At 70.8% G+C, this 15066-nt stretch carries 13 protein-coding genes; 5 read left to right on the top strand and 8 right to left on the bottom strand.

The annotated features are described in order from the left end of the window. Window positions 1-34: 34 nt before the first annotated feature. Genes ACFXB5_RS16495 through ACFXB5_RS16485 form a run of 3 tightly spaced genes read right to left on the bottom strand, consistent with a single transcriptional unit; the run spans window position 35 to window position 3162 of the window. Window positions 35-955 carry a carbohydrate ABC transporter permease gene (locus ACFXB5_RS16495; RefSeq protein WP_385207948.1) on the bottom strand — a complete coding sequence of 307 codons (921 nt, stop codon included), beginning with the start codon at window positions 953-955 and terminating at the stop codon, window positions 35-37. Beyond that, a complete protein-coding gene (locus ACFXB5_RS16490) occupies window positions 952-1866 on the bottom strand; it encodes a carbohydrate ABC transporter permease (protein ID WP_385207945.1) in 915 nt (304 codons plus the stop codon). The genes ACFXB5_RS16495 and ACFXB5_RS16490 overlap by 4 nt, the downstream gene beginning before the upstream one ends. A gap of 12 nt (window positions 1867-1878) precedes the next feature. Further along, window positions 1879-3162, bottom strand: coding sequence for an ABC transporter substrate-binding protein (locus ACFXB5_RS16485; RefSeq protein ID WP_201855757.1), 1284 nt, complete (start codon window positions 3160-3162; stop codon window positions 1879-1881). Between the two features lie 213 nt (window positions 3163-3375). Here ACFXB5_RS16485 and ACFXB5_RS16480 point away from each other — a divergent pair, with 213 nt between their 5' ends. Beyond that, window positions 3376-5433 (top strand): NPCBM/NEW2 domain-containing protein, encoded by a 2058-nt coding sequence (locus ACFXB5_RS16480; protein ID WP_385207942.1) that lies wholly within the window; start codon window positions 3376-3378, stop codon window positions 5431-5433. A gap of 100 nt (window positions 5434-5533) precedes the next feature. On the opposite strand, the gene ACFXB5_RS16475 is transcribed toward ACFXB5_RS16480, so the two are convergent. Together ACFXB5_RS16475 and ACFXB5_RS16470 are read right to left on the bottom strand one after the other, a co-directional pair. Then, window positions 5534-7105: a serine/threonine-protein kinase gene (locus ACFXB5_RS16475; protein ID WP_385208046.1), complete on the bottom strand. Its 1572-nt coding sequence runs from the start codon at window positions 7103-7105 to the stop codon at window positions 5534-5536. Between the two features lie 132 nt (window positions 7106-7237). Beyond that, on the bottom strand, window positions 7238-8215 hold the full coding sequence (locus ACFXB5_RS16470) for an ROK family protein (protein WP_385207939.1): 978 nt from the start codon (window positions 8213-8215) through the stop codon (window positions 7238-7240). 145 nt (window positions 8216-8360) lie between these two features. Between ACFXB5_RS16470 and ACFXB5_RS16465 the strand changes: the two genes are divergently transcribed. From ACFXB5_RS16465 to ACFXB5_RS16455, 3 genes are all read left to right on the top strand, one after another. Continuing rightward, a complete protein-coding gene (locus ACFXB5_RS16465; protein WP_385207936.1) occupies window positions 8361-9428 on the top strand; it encodes a LacI family DNA-binding transcriptional regulator in 1068 nt (355 codons plus the stop codon). 131 nt (window positions 9429-9559) lie between these two features. Further along, a complete protein-coding gene (locus ACFXB5_RS16460; RefSeq protein WP_385207934.1) occupies window positions 9560-10012 on the top strand; it encodes a hypothetical protein in 453 nt (150 codons plus the stop codon). 101 nt (window positions 10013-10113) lie between these two features. Then, window positions 10114-10986 carry an alpha/beta fold hydrolase gene (locus ACFXB5_RS16455; protein WP_385207931.1) on the top strand — a complete coding sequence of 291 codons (873 nt, stop codon included), beginning with the start codon at window positions 10114-10116 and terminating at the stop codon, window positions 10984-10986. A 43-nt stretch (window positions 10987-11029) separates the two neighbouring features. Here the strand turns inward: ACFXB5_RS16455 and ACFXB5_RS16450 are convergent, their stop codons facing one another. Continuing rightward, window positions 11030-11413 (bottom strand): SHOCT domain-containing protein, encoded by a 384-nt coding sequence (locus ACFXB5_RS16450; RefSeq protein ID WP_385207929.1) that lies wholly within the window; start codon window positions 11411-11413, stop codon window positions 11030-11032. A 177-nt stretch (window positions 11414-11590) separates the two neighbouring features. Between ACFXB5_RS16450 and ACFXB5_RS16445 the strand changes: the two genes are divergently transcribed. Further along, entirely contained in the window at window positions 11591-12223 is a 633-nt protein-coding gene (locus ACFXB5_RS16445) for a GAP family protein (protein WP_385207928.1), read from the top strand. A gap of 53 nt (window positions 12224-12276) precedes the next feature. Here the strand turns inward: ACFXB5_RS16445 and ACFXB5_RS16440 are convergent, their stop codons facing one another. Together ACFXB5_RS16440 and ACFXB5_RS16435 are read right to left on the bottom strand one after the other, a co-directional pair. Then, window positions 12277-13488, bottom strand: a complete 1212-nt coding sequence (locus tag ACFXB5_RS16440; protein WP_385207925.1) for a hypothetical protein — start codon at window positions 13486-13488, stop codon at window positions 12277-12279. A 136-nt stretch (window positions 13489-13624) separates the two neighbouring features. After that, window positions 13625-14917: a DUF6986 family protein gene (locus tag ACFXB5_RS16435; RefSeq protein WP_385207922.1), complete on the bottom strand. Its 1293-nt coding sequence runs from the start codon at window positions 14915-14917 to the stop codon at window positions 13625-13627. Between the last annotated feature and the right edge of the window lie 149 nt (window positions 14918-15066).

Raw genomic sequence — 15066 nt, 5'->3', positions numbered from 1 at the left:
CGTGGCCACATGAGCCACAGTGACCTCTGTCGTATCACCCCTTGCTGGCGCCGAGGGTGAGTCCGGCGATGAAGTGGCGCTGCAACAGCAGGAAGACCAGCACCGTGGGAAGCGCCACGATCACCGACCCCGCCGCGAGCAGGTTGTAGTCGGTGAAGAACTGGCCGCGCAGATTGTTGAGCGCGGAGGTGATGGGCAGCTTGTCACCATCGGAGATGAAGACCAGCGCCCAGAGGAAGTCGTTGTACATCCAGGTGAATTGCAGGGTGGCGAGCGCCGCCAGCGCGGGCCGGCACAGCGGAAGCGTGATGTTCCAGTACTGCGTCCAGACCCCCGCCCCGTCCACCCGCGCCGCCTCCACGATCTCATCGGGAATGGTGCGCATGAAGTTGGCGAGGACGAAGACGCAGAATCCCACCTGGAAGGCGACCTGAACGGCGAGCACGGCCCAGTAGGAGTCGTACATCGTCATCGAGTCCGACATCCAATAGGGCAGATCGATCTTGGTGAAGAGCACATAGAGCGGGGTGACGATGACCTGCTGCGGCAGCAGATTGCCCGCCGTGAACACCATCAGCAGCACCAGCCCGCCGCGTATTCTCAACCGGGTCACACAGAAGGCGACGAACGAGGCGAGAAACAGCGTCAACAGCACCCCGGGCACCGCGATGATGAGCGAGTTGACGAAGTACTTGCCCATCCCGGAGTCGTTGAACGCCTTGGCGTAGTAGTCGAACGACAGATGGCGCGGCAGCGAGAAATAGCCGTATTTCGCGGTCTCCTCGTACGGCCGCAGCGAGGCGTAGATGGCGAGCAGCAGCGGGGCGAGGAAGGCGAGCGACACGACCATCAAAAAGGCGTGCAGCCCGAGCCGGCCAGGGGTCACCCGGCGCTTGGCGGTGCCGGTCACCGGGGTCACGGTCCGTACGGGGGCGGGCGGAGTGGTGACGGTCATCCCTTCTTCCCCCCTCGCAGCTCCTGGACCAGATAGGTCACGATGAATCCCAGGGACACGGTCAGCAGGACGACGGCGATCGCGGAGCCGAATCCGATCCGGCTGGCCTCGCCGATGATGTTGTCGGTGACCAGCACCGAGAGCAGTTCGAGCCCGTTACGGCCGTGGTTGATGGCGTAGACGATGTCGAAGGCGCGCAATGCCTCGATCACGGTGATGACGCCGACGATGATATTGACCGGCCGCAGGGTGGGCAGCACCACCCGGAAGAAGGTCTGGGTCTCGCTTGCGCCGTCGATCGCGGCCGCTTCCTTGAGCGAGGGATCGACGGATTTCAGCCCGGCCAGATAGAGGATCATCACATACCCGGTGTGCCGCCAGGCTGCCGCCAGCAGCACCATCCAGATATTGAGGTCCGGGTCTCCGAGCCAGTCCACCGGGTCGTTCTTGTTGGCGAGGATCGCGTTCAGCGCACCCTGGTCACGGGAGAAGACCAGCTGTGCGATGAAGCCGACGATGGCGAGCGAGAGCACCACCGGCATATAGAGGGTGGACTGGTAGAAGCGGCTGAACCGGACACCCTTGTCCAGCAGTACGGCCAGCAGCAGCCCGAAGGGGGTCGCGACCAAGCCGAGAAAGGCCACCCAGAGCAGATTGTTGCGGACCGCGGGCCAGAACGGCGGATAGTCCGTGAAGAGGGTCTTGTAGTTGTCGATGCCCACCCAGTGGATATCGCCGATGCCGTCCCAGCTGGTGAAGGACAGGCCGATGGAGGCGAGGGTCGGGCCCCAGATCAGGGCCAGGTCGAGCAGGATGGGTATGCCCAGCAGCACGCCGATGACGGCGAGGTCGCGGGAGGTGAATCTCCGCGGACCCCGCCGTTTGGCACGCCGCGCGGTCGTGAGCGGCACGGCGCGAATCTCCTAGTCGCTGGCGAAGATGGTCTTCTTCTGGGACTCGATGTCCTTGGTGAGGGTATCGATGTCGTTCGGCTTGTTGATGAACTGCTGAATGGCCCGGATCATCACCTGGGACGCGAAGTCCGGCCGGGTGTCGCGGTCCATGAACTGCGATATCTGCTTGGCATTCGAGACGAGGTCCACGGCCTTCTTCTGCAGCGCGTTGTACGACGAGGTGGACGCCTTGTCGTTGACGGCGATGTTGTTCGGGTCCCGCTTCAGGTAGATCTCCTCGGCGGCGGGGGTGGCGAGGTACTTCATCAGCTCCTTGCCCTCCTTCTGCCGCTTGGACTTCTTCGCCAGCAGAAAGCCGTCGATGGGCGCTTCCACCGCGTCCTGCCCGTAGGCGGAGTCGATCTCGGGGAAGGGGAAGAAGTCCAGATCATCGCGGTCGGCGGCGGAGAACTGCTGCCCGGGGTGGGGCAGTCCGAAGACCGCCATACCGGACTTCTTCTGCGCCAGGCTCTGGGCGGCCTCCTGCCAGGTCCGCCCGTTGGCGCCCTTCTGGTGGTACGGCATCAGTCCGCGCCACAGGTCGAAGACGTTTTTGACCTTGGGATCGGTCCAGGACTCCTTGCCGCCCATGAGGGAGATATGGAAGTCGTAGCCGTTGGCCCGCATATTGAGATAGTCGAAGGTCCCCATGGCGGGCCAGCCGTCCTTGTCGCCGAAGGCGATGGCGTCGAGGCCGTCCTTGTCCATCCGCTTGGCGAGCGCCCGGAACTCGTCGAAGGTCTTCGGAACCTCGTAGCCGTGCTGGGCGAAGACGCTCTTCCGGTAGAAGACGGCCCAGGGGTAGTAGTAGTACGGCACGAGGTACTGCTTGCCGTCCTTGCCGGTGGACTGCGCCTTGAGCGCGTCCGAGAAGCCGTCGAAGCCCTTCCAGAGGTCGCTGATCTCGGCGAGCTGCCCCTGTTCGGCGAAGAACTGCATGCGGTACCCGGCGAACCACATGAAGACGTCGTCGGGGGTGCCCTTCAGATAGCGGTTGATGCCCTCCTGGAAGGCCTCGTGGTTGACGGTGTTGACCTTGACCTTCTTGTCCGACTTCTTCTCGTACGCGTCGAACACCTCGGCGAACGCCTTGCGGGGCACGGCGTCGGAGGCATTGGAGCCGATCTTCACTTCGTTGCCCGGACCACCGCAGGCGGTCAGCAGCGTAGGAAGGGCTACCGCGCCGGCTCCGGCCGCGGTGCCTCGTAGTAGCGCACGGCGGGAGATCCGATGTCCTGACGATGACGGTGCCATGTGCCCCTCCACAGAGGTTCAATCAAACACAACCGAACGCGAGTGAGGGGATCTCACCCGGCGGCCAGGCGGATCGTCAAGGGTTTTGACGAGATATCGAACAACTGTTATCGCATCTCTTCCAACAGACTCCAACAGGGTCTACCGTAAACGCTCGCATGTGACGCAGCTATGACACTGCGTTACCCCCGTTGAGAACGGAGGACCCGCATCGTGCGCCACCGCTGTTTTCGACCCGCGAGACGAAGAGTCATCGGAGCACTGAGCGCCGGTCTGCTGGCCACGGTCGGCCTGGCCCTCCCGGCCGTCGCCCAGCCCGCGCACCCCGCCGAGGTCACCACACCGGCCTCCGACCCGGGCGCCGCGCCCGGTGACGGGCTCGCCCTCACCCCTCCGATGGGCTTCAACAACTGGAACTCCACCCACTGCCGCGCGGAGTTCAACGAGTCGATGGTCAAGGGCATCGCCGACATCTTCGTGGCCAAGGGACTGAAGGACGCCGGATACCAGTACGTCAACCTCGACGACTGCTGGGCGCTGCCGCAGCGCGATGCCAACGGCAAGCTGGTGCCCGACCCGGTCCGCTTCCCGAACGGCATCAAGGCCGTCGCCGACTATGTCCACGCCAAGGGACTGAAGATCGGCATCTACACCAGCGCGGGCACCAAGACCTGCAACAGCGCCGGCTTCCCCGGGGGGCTCGGCCATGAGAAGTCCGACGCCCAGCAGTTCGCCGACTGGGGCATCGACTACCTCAAGTACGACAACTGCAATAACCAGGGTGTCGACGCCAAGCAGCGCTACCGCACCATGCGCGACGCCCTGAAGGCCGCGACCGAGACCACCGGCCGCCCCATCGTCTACAGCATCTGCGAATGGGGCGAGAACAAGCCCTGGGAGTGGGCTGGGGAAGTCGGCCAGCTGTGGCGGACCACGGGCGACATCAGCGACAGCTGGGGCAGCATGCTGTCGATCGCCAAGCAGAACCTGCCACTCGCGAAGTACGCCGGGCCCGGCCACTGGAACGACCCCGACATGCTGGAGGTCGGCAACGGCGGGATGACGGCCACCGAGTACCGCAGCCACTTCTCGCTCTGGTCGATCATGGCCGCACCGCTGCTGATCGGCACCGATCTGCGCAAGGCCAGCGCCGAGACCTACGAGATCCTCGGCAATCACGAGGTGATCGCCGTCGATCAGGACCCGCTGGGCAAGCAGGGCACCGTGGTCTCCTCCGAGGGCGGGCGCTGGGTCGTCGCCAAGGAGATGGCGGACGGCAGCCGTGCCGTCGCGCTGTTCAACGAGACCGACCGGCCGCAGCACATCGCCACCACGGCGACCGGGGTCGGGCTGCCCCGGGCGACCGCGTACCGGCTGCGCGACCTGTGGGCGCACAAGGACTACAACACCGCCGGAGCCATCTCGGCCACCGTCCCGGCCCATGGCACCGTGCTCTACCGGGCCTCGGCCGACACTCGCTGGGCCTCCTACCCGCCCGCCGCCGAACTCGGCCTCGACGGCACGGCGCTGGCCGAGGCCGGGGCCATGGCCCAGGTCGACACCACGCTCACCGACCTCGGCCGCACCCCGGCCCAGCAGGTCTCGGTCCGGCTCACCGGCCCCGACGGCTGGCGGATCAAGGCCACCTCCCCGACCCGGGCCGCCTCGCTGCCCACCGGCTCGAAGCTGGCCACACGCTGGCAGGTGACCGCGCCCACCGGGGCCACGCCCGGTGCGTACGACCTGACGGTCAGCGCCGACTACCGCTCACCGGGAGGCGACAAGGCGACCGCCCGGCTGGTCTCGGCGGTCCATGTGGTGGTCGCACCGCCCTCCGGCGGCTCGTACGCCAGCGATCTGCCCTGGCTGAGCGCGCTCAACGGCTGGGGCCCGGTGGAGAAGAACACCAGCGTCGGCGAGAACGAGGCGGGTGACGGCCATCCGCTCACCCTCGGCGGCACCACATACGACAAGGGCCTGGGCGTGCACGCGCCGAGTGAGGTCACGTACTACACCGGGGGCCGGTGCTCGCGCTTCACCGCGCAGGTCGGCGTGGACGACGAGGAGGGCACCGCCGGGACGGTCGGCTTCGAGGTCTGGGCGGACGACGCCAAGGTGGCATCGTCGAAGACGCTGACCAACGCCGATCCGGCCACCGCCCTCGACGCCGCCATCGGCGGGGCGAAGACGGTCCGGCTGGTCGTCACCGACGGCGGGGACGGGGTCACCAGCGACCACGGGGACTGGGCCGACGCGGCCTTCACCTGCTGAGACCTCGCTGAGACCACCACGTTGAGACGTCTCGGCCGCGCCGAGATCCACCGTTGAGATCCACCGCTGAGATCCGCCCCTTCCCGCGGCCGTCCCGGGCTCAGCACTCGGGCCGCCCGGGAAGGGGCGCGTCATTGTCGCCGCCCTTGACGTAGACGACGCTCACGTAGACATCCCGATGGCCGTTGTCGTCGTCGGTCCTGGCCCACCACACGTTCGTCCACTTGCCATAGGTCTCCCGGCGGCCCAGGTTCTCCTGGCAGTAGAAGTAGTTCACGCCGTGCTTGAGGGCGCCGACCGGCTCACCGCCGTGGGTGTAGGAGGTGGCGTCGCGCCACACCTCGCAGTCGTACCGCCCGCCGTCGCCGCCATGGCAGACGGGCGCGGCGCCCGAGGGCGGGGCCGATGACGCCGCCGGGCCGCTCGGGTCGCCCTTCCCGCCGTCCCGAGTGGGTGAGGCCGTGTCATCCGACTCGGTGCTGCCCTGCCCGGCCGTGGCGCTCGCCTTACCGCCGCCCGGTGCGGCGGTCTTCCCCCGGCCCGCTTCGCTCGGCGGATCCTTCGTCCGCCCCGACTCCGTGGTGTGGTCATCGCCTCCGACCAGTGCGTACGTCAGCCCGCCGCCGATGAGCGCGACGGTGGCGGCCGCGGCCGCGATGAGCGCTCCACGGCGCCTGCGCCCCGCGCTTCGCGCACCGGCCCCGTCCGCCGCGCCCGGCTCCCCGCTCACCAGTGGCTCCGCCACGGGCGGCGGGCCGAAGCCCGGAGGCGGGGCGGAGGGGGTTGACCCGCTCAGTGGAACGGACGGCGGCCCGGCCGCGCCGCGCGGCGTCTCCCCCGCCGCCACCTCCGCCAGCATCCGGCGCGCCTCGGCGGCGGACGGCCGCCCCCGCGGATCCTTGTCCATCAGCGCGTGCAGCACGGGCGCCAGCGGCCCGGCCAGCCGGGGCTCGGGCAGCGGCTCGTTGACGATCGCGGTGAGCGTGGACCATACGGAGGTGCGGCGGAACGGCGACGAGCCCTCCACCGCCGCGTACAGCGTCATCCCCAGCGCCCAGATGTCCGAGGCCGGGCTCGGGTCCTGGCCCTGGGCGCGCTCGGGTGCGAGATAGTCCAGGGAGCCGATCAGCTCGCCGCTGCGGGTGAGCTTGGTGGTCGCGCCGTCCTCGGGCGCCTCGAGGCTCGCGATGCCGAAGTCCGTAAGGACGACACGGCCCTCGCGGTCCAGCAGCACATTGCCGGGTTTCACATCCCGGTGCAGCACCCCGGCACCATGGGCCGCGCCGAGCGCGTCCGCGACCTCGGCGCCGATCCCCGCGGCCTCCCGGGGGTCGAGGGTGCCCCGCTCGTCGAGCACATCGTCGAGCGAGGGCCCGTCGATCAGCTCCATGACGATGAGCGGCAGCCCGCCCTCCTCGGCCACGTCGTGGACTGTGATCACACCGGAGTGCCGGATCCGGGCCGCCGCCCGCGCCTCCCGCTGCATCCGGGTGCGCAGATCGGCCAACTCGGCGCTGGACGCGTCGGTGTGGGTGCGCAAGACCTTGACCGCGACCTCCCGGCCGAGCACCGCGTCCACGGCCCTGCAGACCACGCCCATGCCGCCCCGGCCGAGGCGGCCCGTCACCCGGTACCGCCCGCCCAGCAGCCGCCCGGCCAGATCGCCGCCCATGTCCGCCGGTGCCACCGGGCCGCCTCCCCTCGCGCGCTCCTCGGTCCCGCCCGGCCACTGCCGGGCTCAGGGCGAACAGCTTAGGGGCAGACGGTGACAGCGGGTCATGGTCAAACGGTGAAGGAGCGGGGCTCAGTCGCCGGTGGGAGATGTCTCCGCCACCGGGCCGAACCCCTCCAGCCGCGCCTCCTGCGCCGCCGCGGCGGCCGCGCCCACCAGCCCGGCGTCGGTGCCCATCTGCGCCGGGACGACCTCCAGGCCCTGGACGAACGACAGGGTCGCGTAGTGGCGCAGGGCGCGCCGCAGGGGCGCGAAGAGCACGTCCCCGGCGCCCGCCACGCCGCCGCCGACGACCGCCACCTCAATTTCGACGAGCGCGGCGGTCGCGGCGATCCCGGCGGCCAGGGCCTGGGCGGCCCGTTCGAAGGAGGCCCGCGCGACGGGGTCTCCGGCCCGCGCCGAGGCGGCGACGGCCTCGGCGCTGGTGTCGCCGTCCGGCCCCGGGCGCCAGCCGCCGTCCAGGGCGCGGCGGGCGATGTTGGGGCCGCTGGCGATCCGCTCCACGCAGCCGCGTCCGCCACAGGGGCACGGGTCGCCGTTCAGCTCCACGCTGATGTGGCCGATGTGCCCGGCGTTTCCGGTCGGGCCCGGGTGCAGCCGGCCGCCCAGGACCAGCCCGCCGCCCACGCCGGTGGAGACCACCATGCACAGCGCGCTCTTACGGCCGCGCGCCGCGCCCTGCCAGTGTTCGGCGGCCGTCATCGCCGGCCCGTCGCCGACCAGTGACAGCGGCAGTGCGCCGGTGGTCTCCCGGACCCCGGCGACCAGCGGGAAGTCACGCCAGCCGGGGATGTTGACGGGGCTGACGGTGCCCACTGAGGCGTCCACCGGGCCCGCGCTGCCGATGCCGACGGCGGCGACCCGCGACCAGTGCGCGGTGGCCGCGAGCTCCTCGAGCACGGCGGTGACCTGCCGCATCACCGTGGCGCCGTCCTCCTGCGCGCGGGTGGCGCGGCGGGTCCGTACGACCAGCTTTCCGCTCCCGTCCACCAGGGCGCCCGCGATCTTGGTCCCGCCGATGTCCAGTGCGGCGATGAGGTCACGTGGCATAGGTGTCGACTCTCCTGGTGGGCATGCTGGTGGGCATGGACGTGTTCGGCGTGCGGCAATAGTCTTCCCGGCGCTGACAACGTTGTCCAGGGGCTATGCTCGTCACTCCTTCCCCCACGACGACCAGCGACGGGACGAGCGCACTGTGACCGACACCGCCCCGGGCACCGCCAGCCGCACCCCCACACGCCGTTACGGCACCCGGCCCACTATGAAGGATGTGGCCGCACGGGCCGGGGTCGGCCTCAAGACCGTCTCCAGAGTGGTCAACGGCGAGCCTGGCGTCACCCCCGACACCGAGCGCCGCGTCCAGGAGGCCATCACCGCGCTCGGCTTCCGCCGCAACGACAGCGCCCGCATTCTGCGCAAGGGCCGTACGGCGAGCATCGGACTGGTGCTGGAGGATCTGGCCGACCCTTTCTACGGTCCGCTGAGCCGCGCGGTCGAGGAGGTCGCCCGCGCCCATGGCGCGCTGCTGATCAACGGGTCCAGCGCGGAGGACCCCGAGCGGGAGCAGGAGCTGGTGCTCGCGCTGTGCGCGCGCCGGGTCGACGGCCTCGTCATCATCCCGGCCGGCCATGACCACCGCTATCTGGCGCCCGAGATAGCGGCCGGGGTCGCCACCGTCTTCGTCGACCGGCCCGCGGGGCGCATCGACGCCGACGCCGTGCTCGCCGACAGCTTCGGCGGTTCCCACGACGCCGTCGCCCATCTGATCGCCCACGGCCACCGCCGGATCGGCTTCCTTGGCGACCTGCCGGGCATCCACACCGCCACCGAGCGGCTGCGCGGCTATCACGCGGCGATGAGCGAGGCCGGGCTGCCGGTCCATGACGCCTGGGTCTCGCTCGGCCCCACCGACCCGGAGCGGGTCCGGGCCGCGGCCACCGCGATGCTGGACGCCGCCGAGCCGGTCACCGCGCTCTTCGCGGGCAACAACCGGGTCACCGTCACGGTCGTACGGGTCCTGGCCGAGCGCCCCGCGCCCGCCACGCCGGTGGCCCTCATCGGCTTTGACGACTTCGAGCTCGCCGATCTGCTCTCCCCCGGGATCACCGTCATAGCCCAGGACTCGGCCCAGCTCGGCCGCACCGCCGCCGATCTGCTCTTCCGCCGCCTCGACGGCGCGGGCGGGGATCCCCGGCGGCTCGTCCTGCCGACCCGGCTGATCCCGCGCGGCTCGGGCGAGCTGCCCCCGCCCCCGACATCCTGAGCGCCCTCTCCCCGAACGGCCCGTTTCCTCCGAACGCCTGAACGGCCCCGTTCCGGTTGCCTCGGTCTCCCACTCCCCCGAGGGTGGAGGCGGAGGGCCCGGGGCCCGTCCGACGGAACGAGGGAGACGCGATGAGCGGGCGCCGAACGCGGACGATCTGCGCGGTGAGCCTCATGGCCGTGCTGGCGCCGGCCGCCGTCGGCTGTTCGGAGGACGGGGGCACCCCGTCCTCCGAAGTGTCCCGGGCCTCCGCCGCCATCGCGTCCGCGAGGGCGTCGGCCCAGGCCGAGCTGGACAAGATCAAGGGCGGCTCCCCGGCCAAGCGCGAGGTGAAGGTCGGCCGGGTGAGCCGCGACGGCGCGGGACGGGCCGTGGCACCGCTGACCGTGACCAACGGGAGCAAGCACCCGGCCGGCTACGCCATCGAGGTCAACTTCCGCGACGCGAGCGGGGACTTGGTGGACGCCGTCGTCCTACGCCTGTCCAAGGTGCCCCCGAACCAGCCCACCCCGGCCACCGCCCGCAGCCACCGCAAGCTCACCGGCCGCATCACGGCGAACGTGGGCACGGCGGTGCGGTACTGACCGTACTGACCGGCACTGACCACCAGGACCCGAGGACCCGTGGACCCGTGGACCCAAGGCCCCCAGGGGACCAGGGACCAGGCTCGAAAGGCACAGAGGCCATGTCACAGGTGCACCACCGGTTCGCGGACATCCAGGGCCGACGGCTGTTCTACCGCGAGGCCGGTCCCGCGGACGCGCCCGCGCTCGTCCTCCTGCACGGCTTCCCCACCAGCTCGTTCATGTTCCGCGACCTCATGCCGCGCCTGGCGGACGGCTACCACCTCATCGCCCCCGACCACCTGGGCTTCGGCTTCTCGGACGCCCCCGGCGTCGACGAGTTCGACTACACCTTCGACGCCCTCACCGACCTCACCGCCGGTCTCCTCGACCACCTCGGCCTCGACCGTTACGCCCTCTACGTCCAGGACTACGGCGCGCCCATCGGCTGGCGCCTGGCCCTGCGCGCCCCCGAAGCGGTCACCGCGATCGTGACGCAGAACGGCAACGCCTACGACGAGGGCTTCGTCGAGGACTTCTGGCGGCCCGTATGGGCCTATCAGGAGGATCAGAGCCCGAAGCACGAGGAGGCCATCCGCCAGGCCCTCTCCCTGGACCTGATCAAGTGGCAGTACGTCACCGGCGCTCCCGACGAGAGCCTGGTCAGCCCCGACGCCTGGCACCACGACTTCCAGCAGGTGTCCCGCCCCGGCAATGACCTGATCCAGCTCAAGCTCTTCCGGGACTACGCCACCAACAGCCCCCTGTACCGCCGGGTGCACGAGTACTTCCGCGCCCACCAGCCGCCCCTGCTCGCCGTATGGGGCCGTGACGACCCCATCTTCGGCCCCGACGGCGCCCGCGCCTTCGCCCGCGACAACCCGAAGGCCGAGACGCACCTCCGGGACGGCGGCCACTTCCTCCTCGAAACCGGCCTGGACGAGGTGGTCCCCATGATGCGGAAGTTCCTCGGCACCCATGTGGGCACACGCTGAACCACGCACCCACCCCGCCCACGCCGGTCCGTTCCACGACCTCTCAGGCGGCGAGCACCTTGGCCTTGGCGCGCTCGTACTCCTCGGGCGTGAGGTCGCCGTGATTCTTGAGCTCCACGAGGTGCGCGAGCTCCTCCGCGTGGCCCGTGGTGGCGGTCGTCCGCACGAACTCCCGGAAGTCCGCCTCCGCCTTCTCGGCCCGCTTCATCTCACGCATGCCCATCTCGCGGCCACGTGCCACCAGGTACACGAGGACGCCGAGGAAGGGCAGCACCAGGACGAAGACGGTCCAGCCCGCCTTGGCCCATCCGTTCAGCGAGTCGTCGCGGAAGAGATCGGCGAACACGCGGAACAACAGAAACAGCCACAGGATCCACAGAAAGACCCACATCGTGGTCAGAAAAACATTCAGCAGTGGATAGTCCATCGTCTGCCTCCCGTCGGACACGCCCGGCGGGGCCGCCAGGGCCCCACCAAGGCCCACATCTTCAGCTTACGGCGGTCCCCGGTCGGCGCAGCAGCGGATGCCATGAGGGCCAGCGGTGCGTACCAATGGGAAGGCGGGGCGTCACCACGCGGCGGAGGCCGGAAGGGCGGGTGGGCCATGGAGCTCCAGGTTCTTCCTCTGGCCGTCACCATGATGGCGGGGCCGCAGATCGTGGCCGCCGTCGTCCTGGTGACCACGGCGCGGCCGGTGCGGGTGTGCCTGGCGTTTCTGCTGGGGGTGGCGATCGCCACGGCGGTGGGAGTCGCCCTGGCCCGGGGGATCTTCGCGCTGCTGGGGCAGGCGATCGCACCGGGCAACTCGTCCGATCGGGGTGTGGCGGCGGTCATCGTCCAGCTGGTGCTGGTGGGGCTGCTGGCGCTGGTCGCCGTGAAGAACGTGGTGAAGCGGCGGACGGTCGAACTGCCGAAGTGGCTGGGCTCGCTGATGGAAGTCGGCCCCCGTAAGGCGCTCACGACCGGCTTTCTGATCATCCTGCTCATGCCGTCCGACATCGCGGTCATGCTGACCGTGGGGGCGAATCTGGAGCAGCATGACGCGGATTGGACGGCGGCGCTGCCGTTCGTCGCCGCCACTGTGCTGATCGCGGCGCTGCCGCTGCTGTTCTACCTCCTTCTCGGCGATCGGGCGCGGCATGCGATGCCCCGGCTCCGGGAGTGGCTCACCACCCATAGCTGGGTGGTCAATGTCGCCGCGTGCCTGATCTTCATCGTGCTCATCCTGGCCCCCTGACGGCCGCCTCTGGGCGGCCCCGGCTGACGGCCTGTGGGGCGGAGAACCCGGCTTCAACCGCCCCGGCCGGGTGCGCCCATGCGGCCCGTGGCGGCCAGAAGGGCGATCACGGCGAGGGCGGCCAGCAGGATCAGCACCAGGAAGAGCACCGTGAGCACGGTGGGGTGGTTCCACAGGGCGAACACCGCGACCGGCACCAGCAGGGCCGTCGTCGTCAGTCCTCGCCGGTGGTCGGCGGTCCAGGTGCCGGCCCGGCCGGTGCGCATCCCGTGGGCCGCGCCCCAGCGGGCCGCGCTGTCGGCGAGGACCTCGGCCCGGCCGCGTACCGTGCTCGGCAGCCGCCCCGGGCCTGCCAGATAGGCACCGAGCGCGACCACCAGGCCGAGCACCAGCACGGTGAGCACGGTGACCCGCAGGAAGCGCACCACCGTGTTGAAGAGGGCCGAGGCGGTCTCCCGGGACAGCACGCTCGTCGGCACATGGTCGAGGTAGTAGCGGCGGCCCACCACGAGGACCAGCGCCAGGGCGAGGGAGGTGAGCGCGGTGCCCAGGGCCGCGCGGGCGAGCGCCCGGCGGCGCCGGCGGGCGAGCAGCACTCCCGTACCGCCGAGGGTCACGGTCAGCGCGGGCAGCCAGTTCCCGGCCAGGTCGAGCAGGCGCGCCGACCGTCGGATGGTGTCGAGCCGGTCGGAGTGGAAGAGGACGAGCCGCTGGTGGATGTCGGGGACGCCGGTCACCGCGGGGAGCCCGGCGTCCACCAGCTGCTGTCTGACCCGCTCCACGGCGGCGCCGACGTTGAGGGTGACGGTGTGGCCCTCGACGCCGACCGGCCCGCCGCCCTTGCCGGTGAGGGCGCTCACGACGGCGGTGTGGGCGGCCCGGTTGGCGCCGGTCCACACCGCGGGGAACTGCTCGCTGCGGACGATGTGGGCGGCCACCTTCCGCACCGCCTGGTCCAGGGCCGAGTCCAGCTGCGGGGCCAGCCCCTCGATGGTGTCGGCGGCCCGCTCCGGGAGGCCGTGGGCGCGCAGCCAGGAGGCGATGTCGGCGGTGATCTCTTGGCTGTTGTGGCGGATGTCGACGGCCTGGCTGACCTGTTCCACGGCGGTGTCCTGGATCGCCGGGTCCTTCGCGAGCGGGGCGACGGTCGCCACATAGCGGTCGGTGTCCAGGACGATGTCATGGACCCAGACCGTCAGCACGGACACCGGTACGAGGAGGCAACCGAGCAGGATCAGCAGGGCCGACACGGCGCTTCTGGCCATGACACCCATCTCCCGCCTTCAGCGGCGGGGCCGCATCCCGGGTGACACGTGCGGGTGAGCGGATATGGCCAAGCGGATCAGCCCGGCGGGACGGGCCGGTCTGTGGGTTCCTGCGGATCCGGTGTTCCGGGGTCGGTCAGGAGGCGGCCGGGGCGGCGCGGCCCGCCAGCGCGTCGAGTTCGGCGCGGCCGAGCCCGGTCAGCCGCTCGACCTCGGCGCCGTCGAGCGCCCCGCAGTCCAGCCCGCGCACCAGATGGCCGCTGAGCGCCTTCGCGGTGGCCGGTTCGTCGGCGATGCCGCTGCCTCCGGCCGTACGGTCCACATACGCGGCGAGCCGTTCCGCCGCCGCCTCCAGGCCCTCGCGGTAGAACGCGTAGACGGCGGCGTAGCGGGTCGGGAGATGGCCGGGGTGCATGTCCCAGCCCTGGTAGTACGCGCGCGCCAACGACCGCCGGACCAGGCGGTGGTGGAGCCGCCAGGCGTCGTGGACCCGCTCGGTGGGGCCGACCGGCAGCACGTTGGTGGAGCCGTCGGAGAGCCGTACGCCGGTGCCCGCGGCGGCGACCTGCATGACGGCCTTGGCGTGGTCGGCCACGGGGTGGTCCATGGACTGATGGGCGGCGCCGACGCCACAGGAGGCGCTGTAGTCGAAGGTGCCGTAGTGCAGTCCGGTGACCCGCCCCTCGGCGGCGTCGATCATCCGGGCGACGGTGGCGCGGCCGTCGGGGCCGAGGATGGCCTGGGTGGTCTCGATCTGGATCTCGAAGCCGATACGGCCGGGGGCGAGCCCGTGCGCCTTCTCGAACTCCTCGCACAGCCGGGCCATCGCGGTGACCTGCTCGGCGTACGTCACCTTGGGGAGGGTGAGCACCAGGCCGTCCGGCAGCCCTCCGGCCGCCATCAGCCCGGTGAGGAAGATGTCGAGGGTGCGGATGCCGCGGTCGCGTACGGCGGCCTCCAGGCATTTCATGCGGATGCCCGCATAGGGCGGCGCGGTGCCGTCGGCGCGGGCGGCCGCTACGAGCGAGGCGGCGCGGGCGGCCGCGGCGTCCTCCTCGGCGTCGGGGCGGGGGCCGTAGCCGTCCTCGAAGTCGATCCGCAGGTCCTCCACGGGCTCGCGCTCCAGCTTGGCCCGCACCCGGGTGTGGACGGGCTCGGCGAGTTCGTCGGGGAGGCCGAGGACGGCGGCGAAGGAGGCGGCGTCGGGGGCGTGCCGGTCGAGGGCCGCCAGCGCCTGGTCGCCCCAGTCGCGCACGGTACCGGCGGTGAAGAGGTCGGCGGGGACGTAGACGGTGTGGACGGGCTGGCGGGTGCCCGGGTCGCCGGGGTAGCGGCGGGCGAGATCGGCGTCGACGGCGGCGAGGGAGTCGGCGATGGACGCCCGTACGGCACCGGTCAGACTGGTCCGCACCGTCTCCTGAGGCTCCATGTCCGTTCGCCGCCCTTCCAGCCATTTCCGCTGTACGGAAACGATGATCCGTGCGGTGAAGTTAGCCAGCCATGGAACGGCGGGTCAACACCCTCCCGGCAGGCGCGCGGGCGCCCCCCGCCCCCCGCCGGCCGCGGGCGGCCGGGCGG

It is taken from the genome of Streptomyces sp. NPDC059455 (assembly GCF_042750115.1).
GTDB classification, from domain to species: Bacteria; Actinomycetota; Actinomycetes; order Streptomycetales; family Streptomycetaceae; genus Streptomyces; species Streptomyces endocoffeicus.
This window is presented reverse-complemented; position numbering and strand designations above follow the sequence as displayed.

Coding starts and splice junctions, on each gene's coding strand:
- ACFXB5_RS16440 (WP_385207925.1), bottom strand. CDS start 13,488: ATGGCCAGAAGCGCCGTGTCGGCCCTGCTGATCCTGCTCGGTTGCCTC.
- ACFXB5_RS16435 (WP_385207922.1), bottom strand. CDS start 14,917: ATGGAGCCTCAGGAGACGGTGCGGACCAGTCTGACCGGTGCCGTACGG.
- ACFXB5_RS16470 (WP_385207939.1), bottom strand. CDS start 8,215: ATGCCACGTGACCTCATCGCCGCACTGGACATCGGCGGGACCAAGATC.
- ACFXB5_RS16475 (WP_385208046.1), bottom strand. CDS start 7,105: ATGGGCGGCGATCTGGCCGGGCGGCTGCTGGGCGGGCGGTACCGGGTG.
- ACFXB5_RS16450 (WP_385207929.1), bottom strand. CDS start 11,413: ATGGACTATCCACTGCTGAATGTTTTTCTGACCACGATGTGGGTCTTT.
- ACFXB5_RS16495 (WP_385207948.1), bottom strand. CDS start 955: ATGACCGTCACCACTCCGCCCGCCCCCGTACGGACCGTGACCCCGGTG.
- ACFXB5_RS16485 (WP_201855757.1), bottom strand. CDS start 3,162: ATGGCACCGTCATCGTCAGGACATCGGATCTCCCGCCGTGCGCTACTA.
- ACFXB5_RS16445 (WP_385207928.1), top strand. CDS start 11,591: ATGGAGCTCCAGGTTCTTCCTCTGGCCGTCACCATGATGGCGGGGCCG.
- ACFXB5_RS16455 (WP_385207931.1), top strand. CDS start 10,114: ATGTCACAGGTGCACCACCGGTTCGCGGACATCCAGGGCCGACGGCTG.
- ACFXB5_RS16460 (WP_385207934.1), top strand. CDS start 9,560: ATGAGCGGGCGCCGAACGCGGACGATCTGCGCGGTGAGCCTCATGGCC.